This is a genomic window from Ensifer sp. SSB1, from assembly GCF_016652895.1.
Taxonomy (GTDB): Bacteria; Pseudomonadota; Alphaproteobacteria; order Rhizobiales; family Rhizobiaceae; genus Ensifer.
In genome coordinates this window covers 1-17,765 of record NZ_JAEPRP010000155.1, presented here as the reverse complement: position 1 = coordinate 17,765, position 17,765 = coordinate 1, and the positions used below count along the sequence as shown (strand labels likewise).

Annotated in this window: 14 protein-coding genes; 8 read left to right on the top strand and 6 right to left on the bottom strand. The window is 63.6% G+C overall.

From position 1 onward, the window contains the following. The first annotated feature begins 183 nt into the window (after nucleotides 1-183). Genes I8N66_RS28840 through I8N66_RS28820 form a run of 5 tightly spaced genes read left to right on the top strand, consistent with a single transcriptional unit; the run spans nucleotide 184 to nucleotide 6,191 of the window. Nucleotides 184-663 carry a formate dehydrogenase subunit gamma gene (locus I8N66_RS28840; RefSeq protein WP_291161321.1) on the top strand — a complete coding sequence of 160 codons (480 nt, stop codon included), beginning with the start codon at nucleotides 184-186 and terminating at the stop codon, nucleotides 661-663. Beyond that, nucleotides 660-2,216, top strand: a complete 1,557-nt coding sequence (locus tag I8N66_RS28835; RefSeq protein WP_113541008.1) for an NADH-quinone oxidoreductase subunit NuoF — start codon at nucleotides 660-662, stop codon at nucleotides 2,214-2,216. Before I8N66_RS28840 ends, I8N66_RS28835 begins: the two co-directional genes overlap by 4 nt. 11 nt (nucleotides 2,217-2,227) lie before the next feature. Further along, on the top strand, nucleotides 2,228-5,107 hold the full coding sequence (gene fdhF, locus I8N66_RS28830; protein ID WP_113541009.1) for a formate dehydrogenase subunit alpha: 2,880 nt from the start codon (nucleotides 2,228-2,230) through the stop codon (nucleotides 5,105-5,107). Between the two features lie 21 nt (nucleotides 5,108-5,128). After that, nucleotides 5,129-5,968 (top strand): formate dehydrogenase accessory sulfurtransferase FdhD, encoded by an 840-nt coding sequence (fdhD, locus tag I8N66_RS28825; RefSeq protein WP_113541010.1) that lies wholly within the window; start codon nucleotides 5,129-5,131, stop codon nucleotides 5,966-5,968. Continuing rightward, nucleotides 5,958-6,191, top strand: a complete 234-nt coding sequence (locus I8N66_RS28820) for a formate dehydrogenase subunit delta (protein ID WP_113541011.1) — start codon at nucleotides 5,958-5,960, stop codon at nucleotides 6,189-6,191. Before fdhD ends, I8N66_RS28820 begins: the two co-directional genes overlap by 11 nt. A 146-nt stretch (nucleotides 6,192-6,337) precedes the next feature. On the opposite strand, the gene I8N66_RS28815 is transcribed toward I8N66_RS28820, so the two are convergent. The 4 genes from I8N66_RS28815 to rocF form a co-directional block, all read right to left on the bottom strand. Then, the gene (locus I8N66_RS28815) at nucleotides 6,338-8,122 is read right to left on the bottom strand and encodes a PAS domain-containing methyl-accepting chemotaxis protein (protein ID WP_113541012.1); all 1,785 of its coding nucleotides are present in this window, start codon (nucleotides 8,120-8,122) and stop codon (nucleotides 6,338-6,340) included. Nucleotides 8,123-8,553: 431 nt separating this feature from the next. Next, nucleotides 8,554-9,033, bottom strand: coding sequence for a chemotaxis protein CheW (locus I8N66_RS28810; RefSeq protein WP_113541013.1), 480 nt, complete (start codon nucleotides 9,031-9,033; stop codon nucleotides 8,554-8,556). A gap of 283 nt (nucleotides 9,034-9,316) precedes the next feature. Then, nucleotides 9,317-10,522 carry an ornithine--oxo-acid transaminase gene (rocD, locus tag I8N66_RS28805; RefSeq protein WP_113541014.1) on the bottom strand — a complete coding sequence of 402 codons (1,206 nt, stop codon included), beginning with the start codon at nucleotides 10,520-10,522 and terminating at the stop codon, nucleotides 9,317-9,319. Between the two features lie 21 nt (nucleotides 10,523-10,543). Then, nucleotides 10,544-11,467 (bottom strand): arginase, encoded by a 924-nt coding sequence (gene rocF, locus I8N66_RS28800; RefSeq protein WP_113541015.1) that lies wholly within the window; start codon nucleotides 11,465-11,467, stop codon nucleotides 10,544-10,546. A gap of 154 nt (nucleotides 11,468-11,621) precedes the next feature. Here rocF and I8N66_RS28795 point away from each other — a divergent pair, with 154 nt between their 5' ends. Both I8N66_RS28795 and I8N66_RS28790 read left to right on the top strand, forming a co-directional pair. Next, nucleotides 11,622-12,056, top strand: a complete 435-nt coding sequence (locus I8N66_RS28795; protein WP_291161309.1) for an Lrp/AsnC family transcriptional regulator — start codon at nucleotides 11,622-11,624, stop codon at nucleotides 12,054-12,056. A gap of 111 nt (nucleotides 12,057-12,167) precedes the next feature. After that, nucleotides 12,168-12,650 (top strand): VOC family protein, encoded by a 483-nt coding sequence (locus I8N66_RS28790; RefSeq protein ID WP_104665588.1) that lies wholly within the window; start codon nucleotides 12,168-12,170, stop codon nucleotides 12,648-12,650. Between the two features lie 50 nt (nucleotides 12,651-12,700). Here the strand turns inward: I8N66_RS28790 and I8N66_RS28785 are convergent, their stop codons facing one another. Continuing rightward, nucleotides 12,701-13,492 carry an APH(3') family aminoglycoside O-phosphotransferase gene (locus I8N66_RS28785; protein WP_291161303.1) on the bottom strand — a complete coding sequence of 264 codons (792 nt, stop codon included), beginning with the start codon at nucleotides 13,490-13,492 and terminating at the stop codon, nucleotides 12,701-12,703. 218 nt (nucleotides 13,493-13,710) lie between these two features. Between I8N66_RS28785 and I8N66_RS28780 the strand changes: the two genes are divergently transcribed. Next, nucleotides 13,711-14,184 (top strand): MerR family transcriptional regulator, encoded by a 474-nt coding sequence (locus I8N66_RS28780; RefSeq protein ID WP_291161298.1) that lies wholly within the window; start codon nucleotides 13,711-13,713, stop codon nucleotides 14,182-14,184. Nucleotides 14,185-14,310: 126 nt separating this feature from the next. Here I8N66_RS28780 and I8N66_RS28775 read toward each other — a convergent pair. Then, on the bottom strand, nucleotides 14,311-17,765 hold a 3,455-nt coding region (locus I8N66_RS28775), incomplete at its 5' end, for a translocation/assembly module TamB domain-containing protein (RefSeq protein WP_291161296.1).

Genomic DNA, 17,765 nt, shown 5'->3' with positions numbered 1-17,765 from the left:
CTCGATAGATTTTTTCTATCGATCGACGGAACAGCCTTATTGACCCATGGGGTCATAAGCGCGAAGCTTTTTGATCATGGCCGGAGACCGCCGAGGAACGGCCTTCGCCAGAAGTGAAATGTCGGCTGGGCCGATCGCCCGTTTCGGGTGTCGCCGCCTCGCCACGAGCCGGGAGGGCTCCCGTTGAATATCCATCAGCCGCGCGCCGATATCGCGGATACCACGCTCGCCATCGTCGAGGCGCTGAAGGGGCTCGAAGGGCCCCTGCTGCCGATCCTGCACGAGATCCAGGAAGAATTCGGCTATGTGCCGCAGGAATGTCTGCCGGTGATAGCGCGCGAGCTCAACCTGTCGCGCGCCGAAGTTTACGGGGTCATGACCTTCTACCATGACTTCCGCGAGCATCCGGCCGGGCGCCACGTGCTGAAGCTCTGTCGGGCCGAAGCCTGCCAGTCGATGGGCGGCGATCAGCTTGCCGAGCGGGCGAAGCGGTTGCTCGGCATCGATTTTCACCAGACGACCCCGGATGGCGCCGTGACGTTGGAGCCGGTCTACTGTCTCGGGCTCTGTTCGTGCGCACCCTCCGCCATGCTCGACGGAGAGGTGCATGCCCGGGTCGATGCCGCTGAGCTCGAAGCGCTCGTTCAGGAGGCCCGGCGATGACGGTCAAGATCTACATCCCGCGCGATGCAGCGGCGATAGCGCTCGGTGCGGAGAAGGTTGCCAAGGCCATGGCCGAGGCGATCGGCGCACGCGGCCTCGACGCCACGATCGTGCGCAACGGTTCGCGCGGCATGCACTGGCTGGAACCCCTGGTCGAGGTGGAAACGGCGGGTGGCCGTGTTGCCTATGGCCCGGTCAAGGCGCGTGACGTGATCTCGCTGCTGGATGCCGGCCTGCTCGACGGCGACGATCATGCGCTCTGTCTCGGCAAGACCGAGGACATCCCCTTCCTCAAGCAGCAGACGAGACTGACCTTTGCCCGCTGCGGCATCATCGATCCACTGTCGCTCGACGACTACCAGGCCCATGGCGGGCTCGCCGGTCTGCGCAATGCCATTGCCATGGCGCCGCAGGACATTGTCGCGCAGGTGACCGAAAGCGGCCTTCGCGGCCGTGGCGGCGCCGGCTTTCCGACCGGCATCAAGTGGAAGACCGTTCTCGACGCCGCGGGCGACCGGAAGTACATCGTCTGCAACGCCGATGAAGGCGATAGCGGCACCTTCGCCGACCGGATGATCATGGAAGGCGATCCCTTCGTACTGATCGAGGGCATGGCGGTCGCCGGCATCGCGACCGGCGCCACCAAGGGCTTCATCTACACCCGGTCAGAATACCCGCATGCGATCGCGGCGATGGCCGAGGCGATCGAGATCGCCCGCAAGGCCGGCGTGCTCGGCACCTCGGTGCTCGGCTCCGGCCGTGCCTTCGACATGGAAGTGCGCACCGGCGCCGGCGCCTATGTCTGCGGCGAGGAAACGGCGCTCCTGAACAGTCTCGAAGGCAAGCGTGGCATCGTGCGGGCCAAGCCGCCGCTTCCGGCCCACAAGGGCCTCTTCGACTGTCCGACCGTGATCAACAACGTCATCTCGCTCGCCTCAGTCCCCATCATCATGGACAAGGGCGCTGCCTACTACCGCGACTTCGGCATGGGCCGGTCGCGCGGCACGATCCCGATCCAGATCGCCGGCAACGTCAAGCATGCCGGCCTCTTTGAGACCGCCTTCGGCCTGGCGCTCGGCGAGATCGTCGATCACATCGGCGGCGGTACGGCAAGCGGCCGGCCGGTGAAGGCCGTGCAGGTCGGCGGCCCGCTCGGCGCCTATTTCCCGCGGGCGCTGTTCGACACGCCGTTCGACTACGAAGCCTTTGCCGCACGTGACGGCCTCATCGGCCATGCCGGAATCGTCGTTTTCGACGATACAGTCGACATGCTGCACCAGGCACGTTTCGCGATGGAGTTCTGCGCGGTCGAAAGCTGCGGCAAGTGCACGCCTTGCCGCATCGGTTCGACGCGCGGTGTCGAGGTCGCCGACAAGATCGCCGCCGGCATCGAGCCGGAGAAGAATCGCGAACTGCTCGCCGATCTCTGCAACACGATGAAGTTCGGTTCGCTCTGTGCGCTGGGCGGCTTTACGCCCTATCCCGTCATGAGCGCCATGACCCATTTCCCGGATGATTTTCAGCCGGCACCGCGCGTTGAAGCGGCGGAGTGAGGAGGAAGACCATGTCTCTCATTCATGAAATCGACTACGGCACTCCTGCTTCGAAGTCCGAAAAGCTGGTGACGCTTACGATCGACGGGCGCGAGGTCACCGTGCCCGAGGGTACCTCGATCATGCGCGCGGCGATGGATGCCGGCATCGAGGTGCCGAAGCTCTGCGCCTCCGACATGATGGATGCCTTCGGCTCCTGCCGCCTCTGTCTCGTCGAGATCAAGGGACGCGCCGGCATGCCGGCCTCCTGCACGACGCCGGTCGCAGCCGGCATCGAAGTCTCCACCCAGACGCCGCGGCTGAAGGATGTGCGGCGCGGGATTATGGAGCTCTATATCTCCGACCACCCGCTCGACTGTCTGACCTGTGCGGCCAACGGCGATTGCGAACTGCAGGACATGGCCGGTGCCGTCGGCCTGCGCGACGTGCGCTATGGCTATGAGGGCGAGAACCACGTCACGGCGCGCAACAATGGCGAGATCAACGCCAAGTGGATGCCGAAGGACGAGTCCAATCCCTATTTCACCTATGATCCGGCCAAATGCATCGTCTGCTCGCGCTGCGTGCGCGCCTGCGAGGAAGTGCAGGGCACATTTGCGCTGACGATCGGCGGCCGTGGTTTCGACAGCCGCGTTTCGGCCGGCATGGCCGAAGATTTCCTGTCGTCGGAATGCGTGTCCTGCGGCGCCTGCGTGCAGGCCTGTCCGACCGCGACGCTCACCGAGAAGTCGGTGATCGAGATCGGCCAGCCCGAGCATTCGGTCGTGACGACCTGCGCCTATTGCGGCGTCGGCTGCTCGTTCAAGGCGGAAATGCGCGGCGAAGAACTGGTGCGCATGGTGCCGTGGAAGGACGGCCAGGCGAACCGCGGCCATTCCTGCGTCAAGGGTCGCTTCGCCTATGGCTATTCCAACCACAAGGACCGCATCCTCAACCCGATGATCCGCGAGAAGATCTCCGATCCCTGGCGCGAGGTCACCTGGGAGGAGGCCTATGCGCATGTGGCTTCCGAGTTCCGGCGGATCCAATATCAATACGGCCGCGATTCCGTCGGCGGCATCACCTCGTCGCGCTGCACCAATGAAGAGACCTACCTGGTGCAGAAGCTGGTGCGCGCCGGCTTTGGCAATAACAATGTCGACACCTGTGCCCGCGTCTGCCACTCGCCGACCGGATACGGTCTCGGCCAGGCCTTCGGCACGTCGGCCGGCACGCAGAACTTCGACAGCGTCGAATTCACCGATGTCGCGGTCATCATCGGCGCCAACCCGACCGACGGTCATCCGGTCTTCGGCTCGCGGCTGAAGAAGCGGCTGCGCGAAGGCGCCAAGCTGATCGTCATCGATCCGCGCCGCACCGACATCGTGCGCTCGCCGCATGTGGAAGCCGCCTATCACCTGCCGTTGAAACCCGGCACCAACGTCGCGATCCTGACGGCGATCGCGCACGTGATCGTTACCGAAGGCCTCTCGGACGAGAAGTTCATCCGCGAGCGCTGCGACTGGTCGGAATATGAGGACTGGGCAGCCTTCGTTGCCGAACCGCAGCACAGCCCGGAGGCGACGGAAGCCTATACCGGCGTGCCGGCGGATCTCGTGCGTGGCGCGGCAAGGCTCTATGCCACGGGCGGCAACGGCGCGATCTATTACGGTCTCGGCGTTACCGAGCACAGCCAGGGCTCGACCACCGTCATGGCGATCGCCAACCTCGCCATGGTCACCGGCAACATCGGCCGGCCGGGCGTCGGCGTGAACCCGCTGCGCGGCCAGAACAATGTGCAAGGCTCCTGCGACATGGGTTCGTTCCCGCACGAGCTGCCGGGCTACCGCCACATCTCCGACGATGCTACCCGCGAGACTTTCGAGAAGCTCTGGGGCGTCGAGATCTCCAACGAGCCCGGCCTGCGCATCCCCAACATGCTCGATGCCGCTGTCGACGGCACCTTCAAGGCCCTTTACATCCAGGGCGAGGACATCCTGCAGTCGGACCCTGACACCAAGCATGTGGCCGCCGGCCTCGCCGCGATGGAATGCGTCGTCGTGCACGACCTGTTCCTGAACGAGACGGCCAACTACGCCCACGTGTTCCTGCCGGGCTCGACCTTCCTCGAAAAGGACGGCACCTTCACCAATGCCGAGCGCCGCATCAACCGGGTGCGCAAGGTGATGACGCCGAAGAACGGCTATGCCGACTGGGAAGTCACGCAGAAGCTCGCCCAGGCCATGGGCCTCAACTGGAACTACCGCCACCCCTCCGAAATCATGGACGAGATCGCCGCGACGACACCGAGCTTCGCGCTCGTCTCCTACGACTATCTCGAAAAGATGGGCTCAGTGCAGTGGCCTTGCAACGAAGCGCATCCCGAGGGTTCGCCGATCATGCATGTCGATGGCTTCGTCCGCGGCAAGGGCAAGTTCATCCGCACGGAGTATGTGGCGACCGACGAACGCACCGGCCCGCGCTTCCCGTTGTTGCTGACGACAGGCCGTATCCTCAGCCAGTACAATGTCGGCGCCCAGACGCGGCGCACGGACAACGTCGTCTGGCATGCGGAAGACCGCCTGGAAATCCATCCACACGACGCCGAACAGCGCGGCATCCGTGACGGCGACTGGATCAGGCTGACCAGCCGTGCGGGTGAAACGACCCTTCGCTCGCAGATCACCGATCGCGTGGCGCCCGGCGTCGTCTACACCACCTTCCACCATCCGACGACGCAGGCGAACGTTATCACCACCGACTTCTCCGACTGGGCGACCAACTGTCCGGAATACAAGGTGACCGCGGTGCAGGTGATGCCGTCGAACGGGCCGTCCGACTGGCAACAGGATTACGACGAGCAAGCCCGCCAGTCGCGCCGGATTTCCGGCAAGCTGGAGGCGGCGGAGTGACGGCTCGCACCGCGATCAATCATGGCGACGTTTAAGACATCCAAGACCGTACCCGAAGCCGCCCGCCGCAATGGCGCGCTTCGGGACGGCGCGCGTGCCGTGCCCGAGGAGACGCCGATTGCCTTCAGCTATGGTGGTTCGACCCATGCGGTGATGATGGCGACACCCGGCGATCTCGAGGATTTCGCCGTCGGGTTCAGCCTGACCGAGGGCATCATTACCGATCCCGGTCAGATCGAAACGGTCGAGGTCGTCGCCGAGACGATCGCTGGCAATCTCGGCATCGACCTGCAGATCGTGCTTCAGGACGAAGAGAACGACATGCTGCGCCAGCGCCGCCGCCACATGGCGGGGCCGGTCGGCTGCGGCCTTTGCGGCATCGAATCAATCGAGCAGGCGGTGCGGCCGACGCCGGATGTTTCCCATTCGAAGCTGACGCTGTCGCAGGAGGATGTGGTTTCGGCCGTGTCGCTGCTCAACGGCCAGCAGCCGCTGCATTTCGAGACGCGCGCCGTGCACGGTGCGGCTTTCTATGTGCCGGGCCGCGGGCTCATCGCAGTCCGTGAGGATGTCGGTCGCCACAATGCCCTCGACAAGCTGGTGGGTGCTGCCGCGCGCGCCGGCTTCAAGGGGAGTGAGGGCGCCGTCGTCGTCACCAGCCGGGTGTCCGTCGAGATGGTGCAGAAGACGGCCATCGTTGGCAGCCCCGTCATCATCGCCATTTCGGCGCCAACGGCGCTTGCCATCCGCACGGCCGAAGCCGCGGGAATGACGCTGATTGCGCTCGTGCGCGGCGACGAATTCGAGATTTTCACCCATGCCGAACGTATCAAGTCCGGAGCCGTCGCCGATGTCGCATGACAACACCAACGCCAAGCTGATCTACATGGCGAACCAGATCGCCACCTTCTTCAAAAGCCAGCCGCAGAGCGAGGCAGCCCAGGGCGTTGCCACCCATATCAACAAATATTGGGAGCCGCGCATGCGGCGCAAACTGTTCGAGCATATCGACAAGGGCGGCGAGGGGCTGACGCCGCTGGTGCTGGAAGCGGCGCCGAAGATCAAACGTCCGGAAGCCGCCTAACCCGCCTTCACCACCGCGGCAGGCTCTACGCGCTCAGCCGACAGAGTGCTTTTCCAAACGGGCACTTCTCCTGAAAAGATTTAAGGGAAGGCGACGACCGGTCGCCGCCTTCCCCATTCCCGAGCGCGGGGTGCAGGGATGTGCGCTCAGAAATTCTGCCAGCCATCCGCGGCCGGTGCCGCGGCAAGGCTTGTTCTTTGGCCGCCGCGCATGGTGCGGGCGGTTGAATGCAGCCGGGTCGGCTGCGCGCGATCGTCGAAGTGGCGGCTCGCGTCGATGATCTGGGCTTCATGGCCGTAGCGGAACTGCCTCAGCAGTTCGTGCAAGGCTTCTGCTTCGCGGGCCATGGCGTGGCTTGCGGCCGTGCTTTCCTCGACCATCGCGGCGTTCTGCTGGGTCGCCTGGTCCATCGAGTTGACCGCCTGGTTGATTTCCTTGAGGCCGGTCGATTGTTCGCGGGCAGCCTCGACGATCGCCGAGACGTTGGCGTTGATTTCCTGGACCTGGGTCAGGATTTCTTCGAGGGCCGTGCCGGTCTGGCCGACGAGCGACACGCCGTTTTTGACGTGTTCGGTCGAGGCGCCGATCAGCGCCTTGATGTCCTTGGCCGCACTGGCTGATCGTTGCGCCAGTTCGCGCACCTCCTGGGCGACGACTGCAAAACCCTTGCCGGCTTCTCCGGCCCGCGCCGCCTCGACGCCGGCATTGAGCGCCAGGAGGTTGGTCTGGAAGGCAATGTCGTCGATGACGCCGATGATGTTGGAAATTTCGCGGGACGATTGTTCGATCTGACCCATTGCGCCAATGGCGCTCTTGACCACGTTGCCGGAGCGCTCGGCGCCGGCCTTGGTCTTGGCGACCAGCCCGCCCGCCTCTTCAGCGCGGCGGCTAGAGTCGGCGACCGTCGTGGTGATCTGGTCGAGCGCTGCGGCGGTCTCCTCGACGGAGGCCGCCTGCTGTTCCGTGCGTTTTGACAGGTCGTCGGCGGCGGCGCGGATCTCGCGGGCACCGGAAGCGATCGCGCTGGCGTTGTCGCCGACGGTGCGCATTGCCTCGCGCAGCTTGGCGGTCGCATCGTTGAAGTCAGTCCGCACCGTTTCCATGCTGGGCACGAAGGGCGTGTCGAGGCTGCGGGTCAGATCGCCTTCGGCGAGCGCTCTCAGGCCGGCGCCGAGGCTGTTGATCGCGCTCATGCGCTCACTGACGTCGGTCGCGAACTTGACCACTTTGTAGACCTTGCCGCTGAAGTCGCGGATCGGATTGTAAGCGGCCTGGATCCAGATTTCCTTGCCGCCCTTGCCGTAACGCACGAACTCGTTGGAGAAGAACTCGCCGGCGGCGAGACGCTTCCAGAAGTCGGCATATTCAGCGGTGCGGGCGTAGTTCGGCTCGCAGAACATACTGTGATGCTTTCCCTGGATTTCCTGGAGGTTGTAGCCGAGGGCGGCGCAGAAGTTTTCGTTGGCGGTCAGGATCTCGCCCGATGGCGTGAACTCGATCACCGCCTGCGAGCGGGAGATCGCGTCGAGCTTGCCGGCGTCCTCGGTCGCCCGCGCCTTGGCTGCGGAGATGTCGGTCGCGAGCTTCACGACCTTGTAGGGTTTGCCTTTGCGGAAAACCGGGTTGTAGGTCGCCTGGATCCAGATTTCGCGGCCGCCCTTGGCGATGCGCTTGTAGGCATTGGCGTCGAATTCGCCGCGGCCGAGCCGGGCCCAGAAGTCGCGGTATTCCGGCGTCTGGGCGTATTCTGCAGAGCAGAACATGCGATGGTGCTGGCCGGCGATTTCCTGGAGGCTGTAGCCGAGCGCCTGGCAGAAGTTTTCGTTGGCGGTCAGGATCTTGCCGGTCAGGTCGAACTGGATGATCGCTTGCGATTTTGATAGTGCGGCGACGATCTGGTTCGCATCCGCGATTTTCCCGAGAGTGAACATGATAACCCTCTGATCTGGTTCGTGGTTCAGACCGGTGTTCGTGCGTGCTGTCGACAGGGCTTGCGGGGCCAAAGCGGCGCAACTCTCTGGACAAGGACAAAGGCCGGCTTGCCGAAAATGTCTGGTCCGTTCTACGGCCGGCCCTTCCGGGTCAGCGGCTTCGTGCTTCGTTGGGAGAGTTCGAACTGCCGGGCTTCATGCCCAAGGCGCCGTGTTTATGCAATCTAGGTTAGTAACAGGACTATTAAGCGGATGTTAAAATAGCAACTATCAAATTTCAGTTGCAAAAACTCACATGCCGCATCTGAGTTGAATTAGTAGATTCTTTATTTCTAATTCTCAATGATTGCCGAGTCGGCAATGCGAAAAAACAAAGGCCACCCTGCGGTGCAGGATGGCCTTGACATAGCTTGTGGCTGGCTGATGCGAAATCAGGCGGCCATTTCTTCGACCTCACGTTCCTTGAACATGCGTGCCAGATTGAGGAAGCAGATCATGCCGTTCTCATTGGCGATGATGCCTTCGGCGAAGCTCTTGTCGAAGGACGCGGTCACTTCCGGTACGGGCTGCACCTGGCTGCCCTGAACGGTGAGGATGTCGGAGACGCGATCGACGACGAGGCCGATCACCATGTTGTGCACTTCGGCAACGACGATAGCGCTGCGCTCGTTGGCGGTCGTCGATTTCATGCCGAGCTTGTGGGCGAGGTCGATGATCGGGATCACCGTGCCACGCAGGTTCATGACACCGATTACTTCCGGCGGCGAATGCGGAATGGGGGTCGACGGCGCCCAACCGCGGATTTCGCGGATCGTCGTGGTCTTGACGCAGAATTCCTGATCGTGGAGGCGGAACGCAATGATCTCCAGCGTCTCGCCGTCGAACCCGGCCGTCCTGAGTGTGCTTGTCATCGAAGGTCCTTCCAGCTTTCCGGTCGACGCCCGTGGGCGCGACATCGCCAAACTCGAGATGTCTCCGCATGGCTGCCGGCGCAAGGGAACGCGGCGATGTTCCGTCGGGGAGAAATCCTTACAGTCCGCCGATCACATCCGGCGGGGCGCAGCTGCATCATGCGCGGAGGAACCGCTTTGCGCTTTGGGAAGGGACTATAGGCCGGGATTCGTTAAGACTTGCTTTTGCAAGCGTTTACGAACGATCTGCCCCGCAAACGATCGGGGCAGATCGGAACTGATATCAGGCGGAGGCGAGGACGGCCGCGAAGTGCTCGATCGCCCAATCCACTTGATCGGCGGTAATGACGAGCGGCGGGGCGATGCGGATGGTGTCGCCGTGGGTGTCCTTGGCAAGGATGCCGCGTTCCTTCAGCGCTTCGCAATATCTGCGGGCGCCGCCGGCTTCCGGGACCAGTTCCACCGCGAGCATCAGGCCGCGACCGCGCACGTCCTTGATGATGTTGGAGCGGATGTCGGTGAGGCCCTTCTGGAAGCGCTCGCCCATCTGTGCCGAGTTTTCGATCATGCCTTCTTCAGTCAGCGCCTTCAGCGCCGCGCGGGCGATGGCGCAGGCGAGTGGGTTTCCGCCGAAGGTGGAGCCGTGCTGGCCCGGCTTCAACACGCCGAGTACTTCGGAGTTCGAAAGCACGGCCGAGACCGGGTAGAAGCCGCCGGACAACGCCTTGCCGATCAGCGTCACGTCGGCCTCGATACCTTCGTGCTCCTCGGCAAGCAGCTTGCCGGTGCGGCCGAGGCCGGTCTGGATTTCGTCGAGGATCAGCGTGATGCCGTGCCTGGTGCAGAGCTCGCGCACCGTCGTGAAGTAGCCGATCGGCGGGACGATGACGCCGGCTTCGCCCTGGATCGGCTCGACCAGGAAAGCGACGGTGTTTTCGTTGATCGCAGCGCGGAAGGCCTCGATGTCACCGAAGGGCACGACCTTGAAGCCCGGTGCGAACGGGCCGAAGCCGGTGCGGGCATCCGGATCGGTCGAGAAGCCGACGATGCCCATGGTGCGGCCATGGAAGTTGTTGGAGCAGACGATGATCTCGGCGCGGTTCTCGGCCACACCCTTGATCTCGTAACCCCACTTGCGCACGGCCTTGACCGCGGTCTCAACGGCTTCGGCGCCGGAGTTCATCGGCAGCACCTTGTGCGAGCCGGTCAGCGTTGCGATTTCTTCGTAGAAATGGGCGAGCTGGTCATTGCGGAAAGCGCGGGAGGTGAGCGTCAGCTTCTGCGCCTGCTCCATCATCGCCTGCAGGATCTTCGGATGGCAGTGGCCCTGGTTGACGGCGGAATAGGCCGAGAGGCAGTCGAGGTAGCGATTGCCCTCCATATCCCAGACATAGACGCCTTCGCCGCGCGAGAGCACCACGTCGAGCGGCTTGTAGTTATGCGCGCCTAGCCGGTATTCGGTTTCAATCAGGGCTGCCGTCGTACTCATGCATTGTCCTCCGTTCTTATCTCAGGCGCTGCGGGTCGGCCGGTCGAGCACGCGGCGGCCGAAGAGGCTCGCCGTCAGTTCGACCAGGATGCGCGCGCTCTTGCCGCGGTCATCGAGGAAAGGGTTGAGCTCGACGACGTCGAGCGAGGAAACGAGCCCGCTTTCCCAAAGCATTTCCATGATCAGGTGCGCTTCGCGGAAGGTGGCGCCGCCGGGAACGGTGGTGCCGACGCCGGGCGCGAGTTCCGGGTCCATGAAGTCGACGTCAAGGCTGACATGCAGCAGGCCGTTAGCGGCGCGAACCTGTTCGAGGATCTGGCGCATGATGTGGGCCATGCCGAGCTCGTCGACGGCGCGCATGTCAAAGACGCGTACGCCATGCTCGGTGATCTCTTCGCGCTCGCGGTCGTCGACCGAGCGAATACCGACCTGGAAGACGTTCTTCGGGTCGACCAACGGGCGGTCTGCCGGGAGAATCGGCGCGAATTCCGCTTCACCGCAGAAATAGGCGACCGGCATGCCGTGCATGTTGCCGGAGGGGGAGGTCGACGGAGAATTGAAGTCGGCATGGGCGTCAAGCCACAACACGAACAGCGGCCGGCCGACTTCGGCGGCATAACGGGCCATGCCGGAGACGCTGCCCATGGAGAGCGCGTGGTCGCCGCCCAGAATGATCGGGAAATGGCCCTTGCGAACCGTGTCGTGCACGGAATCATGAAGCGCACGCGCAAAGGCGGCGACGATCTGCAGGTTGTTGGCGCCCGGGTGGTTGGCTAGATCGCGGGCCGGCAGAGGCTTGACGTCGCCCTCGTCATGAACCGTGTGGCCGAGGTCGCGCAGCACCGTGTCGATGCCGGCGATGCGCATTGCCGCTGGCCCCATGGCCGCGCCGCGTCGTCCAGAACCTTCCTCGATGGGTGCGCCGATCAGCGTGATGGTCGTCATATCCGCCCAATTCCTTCTCAAGATATTTCCGTGTGTTCCCGGTTGGGATCGCGCGGATTATGGTCAAAATGCATGTCGGCAAAAAGATGGAAAACTGCCGATTAGTGAGGTAAAATCGACAGATTGATTAGTACCATATTGCAAAGTGTCAGGTATGGATGATCTCGATCAGGCGCTCATCAGCGCGCTCCGCCAGAATGCGCGCATTCCCGTTTCCACGCTATCGGAAATGACGGGCGTATCGCGGGCGACCGTCGCTGCCCGCATCGACAGGCTCGTCGCCAACGGCACGATTGCCGCTTTCACCATCCGCACCGGTGCCGAAATTCCCACCTCCGGCGTCCGTGCCGTCGTCATGATCGAGGTGCATGGCAAGATGGCCGATCGCGTTGCCGAGCAATTGCGGGGGCTGCCGCAGGTGCGGGCGCTGCACAGCACCAATGGCCGCTGGGACTTCATTGCCGAATTGCAGGACCGGGATCTCGTCTCCTTCGACGAGACGCTGCGGCGCATCCGCCTGATCGATGGGATCACCGTCACGGACACGAATATCCTGTTGAAAACCAGCAAGATGACCGGCGCATCCTGAGTATTTCTGGTGCTTCAAACCGACGGTAGAAACGCTCTTTCGAGTCGAATTGTTCTTGATTTGTTCTCTTATTCCGCTATGATGTGCGCCTCACCCTAGATGGAGGATGTCATGGTTGCCAATGGCGGCAGGCTTGCCGATCGGCAGATCTGTGTGAAGCTGTTTGTCAGGCATGGCGACGAGGATCGCGCCATCGCCTTTTACCGCGAGGCGCTCGGCGCCGAACTTTTGCAGCGGCACGAATGGCCGAGCGGGATTCTGACGAGTGCGGACTTGAGGATTGGGGAATCGGTCTTTCGGATCGCCGGGGCCAACCCGCGCCGCGATGCGGAGCCCAAGCTCGGCGGACCGCGCTCGCCGCATGCCCTCGGCACGACGGCGGTCATCCTGGAATTGCACGTGCGCGATGTCGATCGCGTCATCGGCCGGGCGATCGGTGCCGGAGCGAGCCTGCGGAATGCGGCCGAAACCTTGTCGACCGGCGATCGCGTCGGCGCCTTCATCGATCCCTTCGGCCATATCTGGGCGCTGTTCAACGCGATCGAGGATGCCGACATCGTCGATCTGAGCATCGAGGCCCGCAACGCCGCCTGAGGGCGTTTGCGGGCCTTTCGCTGAATGGACGTGTGCTCGTCGAGTGGTGATCAGAAGAACTCGTCGAGCAGGCAGTAGAAGTCGCGCTTCTCCGCATCGTCCTTGTCGATGCCGTAGCGCGCCAGAAACGGCTGGATCCATTCCTCGCCGAGATTGTAGGCGATGCTGCGGCAGGCGAGTGCAATATCCTGGTAGGGATCGGCGACGCCGAGCCGGCTGCAATCGATGAAACCGGAAAACCGGCCATTCTTCTCAATGACGTTTGGCAGGCAGGCGTCACCGTGGGTGACGACGAGCTTGCCGATCTTGGGCATTCGGGCCCGAAGTTCGGCAAAGAGATCCGCCGCCGTGCGGCCGAGCCGCGCCTCGTCGAAATCGCTTTCATCGATCACGCCGGCCTGGGTGCGTGCTTTCGCGAGGGCGATGCGCTTTTCGATCCGGTGATCGAAGGGGCAGTCCGCGATATCCAACCCATGCAAGTGTTTCAGGCCGTCCGCGAGGATGACGATCTGGTCCTTTGGCGACAGCGTCGTGGACGCAAGGTCCGTGCCTTCGACGGCCAGCAGCAGCAGCCAGTTCGTTTCTTCATCGAAGGTGCGCGCGAGCACTCGTGGACAGGGCACGCCTTTAGACGCCAGCCAATCAAGCCGCTCCGCCTCGTCGACGAATTCGCTGAACGGGCCGGCAGCCTCGACCTTCAGCACCAGCATCGGGCGGTCCGGCGCCTTCAAGAGAAAGATGCTTGAGGCCGACTGGCCGAGCAGGTCGCGGTTCCAGTGGTAGCCGGCGACAAGCGGAAGGAATTGTTTGGGCAATTCGGGATGCGGAAAGTGAGAGGACAAGGAAACCACCTGAAAAAGACTGAAACAAATAGTGGCACGCGCGCGGCCAGATGCCGATGTAGGTTTCAGAAAGCGGCAATTCCACGCAGCGGCACACAAGTTTCGCCTCGTCCTCCGCGCCGCGCCGTCCTTCTTGGTCAAATCTCCGCCAAAACTTCGCAAATACCGCTTGAGCCGGACCCAAGGTCATATCTTACAAGACGTTTCAAGGAGGCCTCATGGGCGCGAACCAGAATGAACTCTTGTCGGCCGCCGAATGCGCCGGACGCCTCGGTCTCACGATCCGGGCCCTTCGCGTTTATGAGGACCGAGGCCTGATTGCGCCCCGGCGGACGGAGAAGAACTGGCGGCTCTACGGTGCCGCCGATATTGAACGGCTCACCGAGATCCTGGCATTGAAGCGGCTCGGTCTCAGTCTCACCCGGATTACCGAATTGCTCGCGGGCACCGCGCCCGATCTCGGGCAAACGCTTGCCGTCCAGCAATCGGCGCTCTCGGATCTGCGCGACCGTGTCGAACACGGCCTGTCGTTGATCGGTGCTGCTCTTGCAAAGATTGCCGAGGGCGACGCCGTCTCGATCAACGAGCTCATTGCACTCGCCAAGGAGACAGGGCTGGCCGATCTGTCGCCCGATGCCGCCGCATTGCGCCGTTACGAGCAAACCCGCCGCGAGGTTCCCTTCGTTCGGTGAATGGTAGGCCTCATCGTAGAGAAGTTGTCGCTAGGACGATAAAGCCCGCGGATCGCAATCGATCCGCGAGCTTTGTTCAATCCGTTGCATGGGGCGGAGGAGGTGCCTTTCCGGGTCGACCGTCGCTCAATATTCCTTTTCGAAGAAGATGCCGCCCGCCGCCGAACCGTCGCCGGCGGCCGAGCCCTTGAGCTTCACGCCCTTGCCGACATCGAGATTGATGACCGCCTTGCTGGAGGACGAATCGGACCCCTGCTGCAATTCGATATAGGTCCGGTCGTTGAGATACTTGCCGGCGCGTACGGAGGCGCCGCCGTTCTCGTCGGTGGTGACGTCGAGGTCGTCGACGCCGAGCTTGTTGCGCAGGCCGTCGAGCAGCGACGTCGAGCCGCCGCCGGCAAGCTGGCTGACGGCAGATGCGAGCTGGGCGATCTGAAACGCAGAGAGGTTCGACAGCGACCGGTTGAAGATGAGCTGCGCCAGGATCTCGTCCTGCGGCAGTGCGGGCGAGGACGAGAAGGTAATCTGCGGATTGTTGGCGAGGCCCACGACCGAGACGGTGATGGTCGTCGCGCCGACGCTGGACGTCGCCTTGAGGTCGAGCGTCGGGATCAGGTCGCCGCCGAAGCCGATGTTGCCGTCGGTAAAGGTGAGGCGCTTGCCGAGGATTTCGAGGCGCCCGCGCCGCATCTCGAAGCCGCCGGAAACGGACGGCTGCACGGCCGTACCACGGATCGTCAGGTCGCCGCCGAGCTCTGCGTCGATGCCGCGGCCGCGCACGAAGACCTGCTGGGCGTTGACGGCAAGGTCGAAGGCAATGACGCCACTGGCATTGGCGCCGGCAGCCGGCACCTCTTCCTTGCGCAGGTCCTTGACCATCTTCTGCACCTTGGGCGGCGCATTCTTGTGCTTGATGTCGATCGCCGAGAGCGAGGTCGGCAACTTCTCGGGAATGGTGATCGAGGCCTTGCGGATCGTGACCTTGCCGCCGAGCGTCGGGGTCGCGACCAGCGGGCCGGTCAGCGTCAGTTCGCCGGCGAGATTGGCGTTGAACAGCGTGCCGTCGACGTAAGTTGCATTGTTCAGGCGAATCGTCAGATTGGCCGGGAAGCCGGAGCCGGGGACCGTGCCGACGGTGCCGGTCGCCTCGATCGAACCGCCCGTCGCGAGATTGGCCGAGAGCTTCGAGATCGTCGCCTGCTTGCCATCGAGCGCGATATTGGCCGTGAGGTCGTTCAATGCCAGGTTACGGCGCACGTCGACGAGCCGGCCGCCTGAGGTGGTAAGGGTGCCGGCGATCTGCGGCGCCTTGGCGGAGCCGGATATGGTCAGGTCGATGCCCGCCTGGCCTGTCAGCGTGAAGCCTTTTTCCGCCATCAGGTTGGCGATGAGGGCAAAGGGCAGGTTGCCGTTGAATTTCATTGCGATCGGCATGTTGCCGCCGATATCGACATTTCCGCCGCCCTTGAAAGAAAGGCCACCGGCGCCTGACAAGGTCGTGTCGAGCGTCAACTTGTTGTTGGCAAACTTGCCGTCGGCCGCGATATCGAAGGCGCTGACCCCGGCAGTGCGGGCTGCGGCGAGCGAGGCACCAGACCATCGGAGGTCGTAGGCGACGATCGGCGCCGACGCTGCGCCACTCACGTTGACCGTACCGGCGATCGTGCCCTCGGCGCCGAGATCAGGCGCAAAGGCATTGACCAGCGCTGCGGGCAGGGCATTGAGCTTTGCGGCGATGTCGAGCTTTTCGCCGGCGCTGCCGTTGACGGCGATGGTGCCGTTCGAGGCCTGGATCGTCAGCGCATTGAGGCGGACGGTGCCGTTTTCGATGGCGATCACCGTCGGCTGCGCGAGCTTGAGCGCGATGCCCTTCGGCGTCGCGCCGAAGGATGCGAGCCGGATTTCCGTGCGCCCCTTCGCGCTCGTAAGATCGCCCTTGGCGGTGAGCGGTCCGCCATCATATTTGCCGTCGATCGAAAACCCGGTGCGTCCCGCCTGCTGTTGGAAGTCGACGGCGAGCCCGGCGACACGGTTGGCCCCCTGCGCAACCGTCTCGGCGCGCACGCTGCCCTTGATGGCAAGGGCAGCGACGTCGGAGATGGTGATGTCTGCGGTCGGCTTGGCTATCGTCAGTGCATCGCGCTTGATGCCGCTGCCGCCGGCCTTGACGACGACGGAGGTGATACCGTTGGCGGTCTTGATTGCGGCCGAACCGTTGAGATCACCCGAGGCCTTCTGCCCAGCCATGGCCGCGAGCAGGCCAAGATCGGGCAGGTTGAAATCGATCGTGCCATCGGGCTTGAAGTCCGGTGTGAAACTGATCGCGCCGGTCAGCTTGTTCTCGCCGATCCTGGCTTCGAGCACAGGGATCGCGGTGCGGCCGTCCTTGGAAACAACGTCGGCCTTGACGTCGATCGCCTGGCCGTCGAGCGCACCGGTTGCGGTCAGGCTCGCTTGCGGGCTTGATGGGTTGGCTTTGGCATCGGCCTTGATCGTAAGGTCGCTGAGCGTACGTCCGGCAAGCGTCGCGCCGCTCGAGGTCAGTTCGGCCTTGATGCCGAGTTCGGCAAGCGGGCCGGTCACCGCTGCCGTGAATTCAGCCTCGCCCTTGGCATCCGCCAGCAGCCTGCCGAGATTGGGCAGCTTTCCCTTGAGATCGGTGGTCAGCTGGCCCTGAGCCAGGGCGACAGTGCCGGCAGCCTCGATCGTGCTTGATTTGAGTTCGAGCCCTTCGACGGTCACGCTGCCGTCGCTCGCGGTCTTCACCTCGCCGGCGAGCGCAATGGTGCCGTCGAACTTCGTCGCTGCGGCCGGCGGCAGGGCCCCCGGCACGGCAAAGAATTTGAATGCTGCGGAAACCGTGTTCTCTTCGCGTGAGAAAGTGCCATTGATCGAACCGCCGATGCCCGGGCTTTCGATCGTCACCGGATCGAAGCTGATGCTTTCCTTGGTCACCGCGAGACTGGCATCCACCTTCATCGGCGCCTGCACCAGGCGGGCGAGATTGGCGTCGTCGAAGCCGGCTTCGCCCACTTCGAGCGCGGTTTTCACCGCACCGGACTGGGCCTGGAGATTGAAGCCGTCGCTGCGCGCCGAAAGCTTGACCGAACCGAGTGCGACGTCCGGAAGCGCGACCGAGGCGACGTCGGCGGCGAGATCGAGGATTGCGGCCTGCGCGTCGCCGATCAGCGACAGGTTGACGGCGTTGATCTTCGCCAGCGCCTCGCCCTTCTGCAGCGGCCAGCGGAAGTCGATCGCGCCGTTGGTGCCGGCAAGCCGGGCCTGGAGATTGTTGTCGCCCTTGCTGTCGAAAGTACCAAAGGCGCCAAAGGTAAGCGCACCGGTCGCGATCTGCCCCTTGTCGACGCGCACCATGCCCTGGCCATTGAACGCGGCTGCGACGTCGATGCTGGTCTCGCCCTCGAACATCGGCCGCAATGCCGGCGGCATCAGCGAGCCGAAGCCGCCACCGCCCGTCACGGTCAGCCGGTGCATGCCGTCCGGCGTCTGGACGTGGCGGCCGTCGAGCTTGAGTATCTCGCTGCCGTCGAGTGCTGCCGTTGCGGTGCCGGCCCAATCGG

What these genes read in the sequence shown, in the direction of transcription:
- I8N66_RS28810 (WP_113541013.1), bottom strand. Translation starts at nt 9,033, where the DNA reads ATGACAAGCACACTCAGGACGGCCGGGTTCGACGGCGAGACGCTGGAG.
- I8N66_RS28820 (WP_113541011.1), top strand. Translation starts at nt 5,958, where the DNA reads ATGTCGCATGACAACACCAACGCCAAGCTGATCTACATGGCGAACCAG.
- I8N66_RS28835 (WP_113541008.1), top strand. Translation starts at nt 660, where the DNA reads ATGACGGTCAAGATCTACATCCCGCGCGATGCAGCGGCGATAGCGCTC.
- I8N66_RS28795 (WP_291161309.1), top strand. Translation starts at nt 11,622, where the DNA reads ATGGATGATCTCGATCAGGCGCTCATCAGCGCGCTCCGCCAGAATGCG.
- rocF (WP_113541015.1), bottom strand. Translation starts at nt 11,467, where the DNA reads ATGACGACCATCACGCTGATCGGCGCACCCATCGAGGAAGGTTCTGGA.
- fdhD (WP_113541010.1), top strand. Translation starts at nt 5,129, where the DNA reads ATGGCGACGTTTAAGACATCCAAGACCGTACCCGAAGCCGCCCGCCGC.
- I8N66_RS28780 (WP_291161298.1), top strand. Translation starts at nt 13,711, where the DNA reads ATGGGCGCGAACCAGAATGAACTCTTGTCGGCCGCCGAATGCGCCGGA.
- fdhF (WP_113541009.1), top strand. Translation starts at nt 2,228, where the DNA reads ATGTCTCTCATTCATGAAATCGACTACGGCACTCCTGCTTCGAAGTCC.
- rocD (WP_113541014.1), bottom strand. Translation starts at nt 10,522, where the DNA reads ATGAGTACGACGGCAGCCCTGATTGAAACCGAATACCGGCTAGGCGCG.
- I8N66_RS28790 (WP_104665588.1), top strand. Translation starts at nt 12,168, where the DNA reads ATGGTTGCCAATGGCGGCAGGCTTGCCGATCGGCAGATCTGTGTGAAG.
- I8N66_RS28815 (WP_113541012.1), bottom strand. Translation starts at nt 8,122, where the DNA reads ATGTTCACTCTCGGGAAAATCGCGGATGCGAACCAGATCGTCGCCGCA.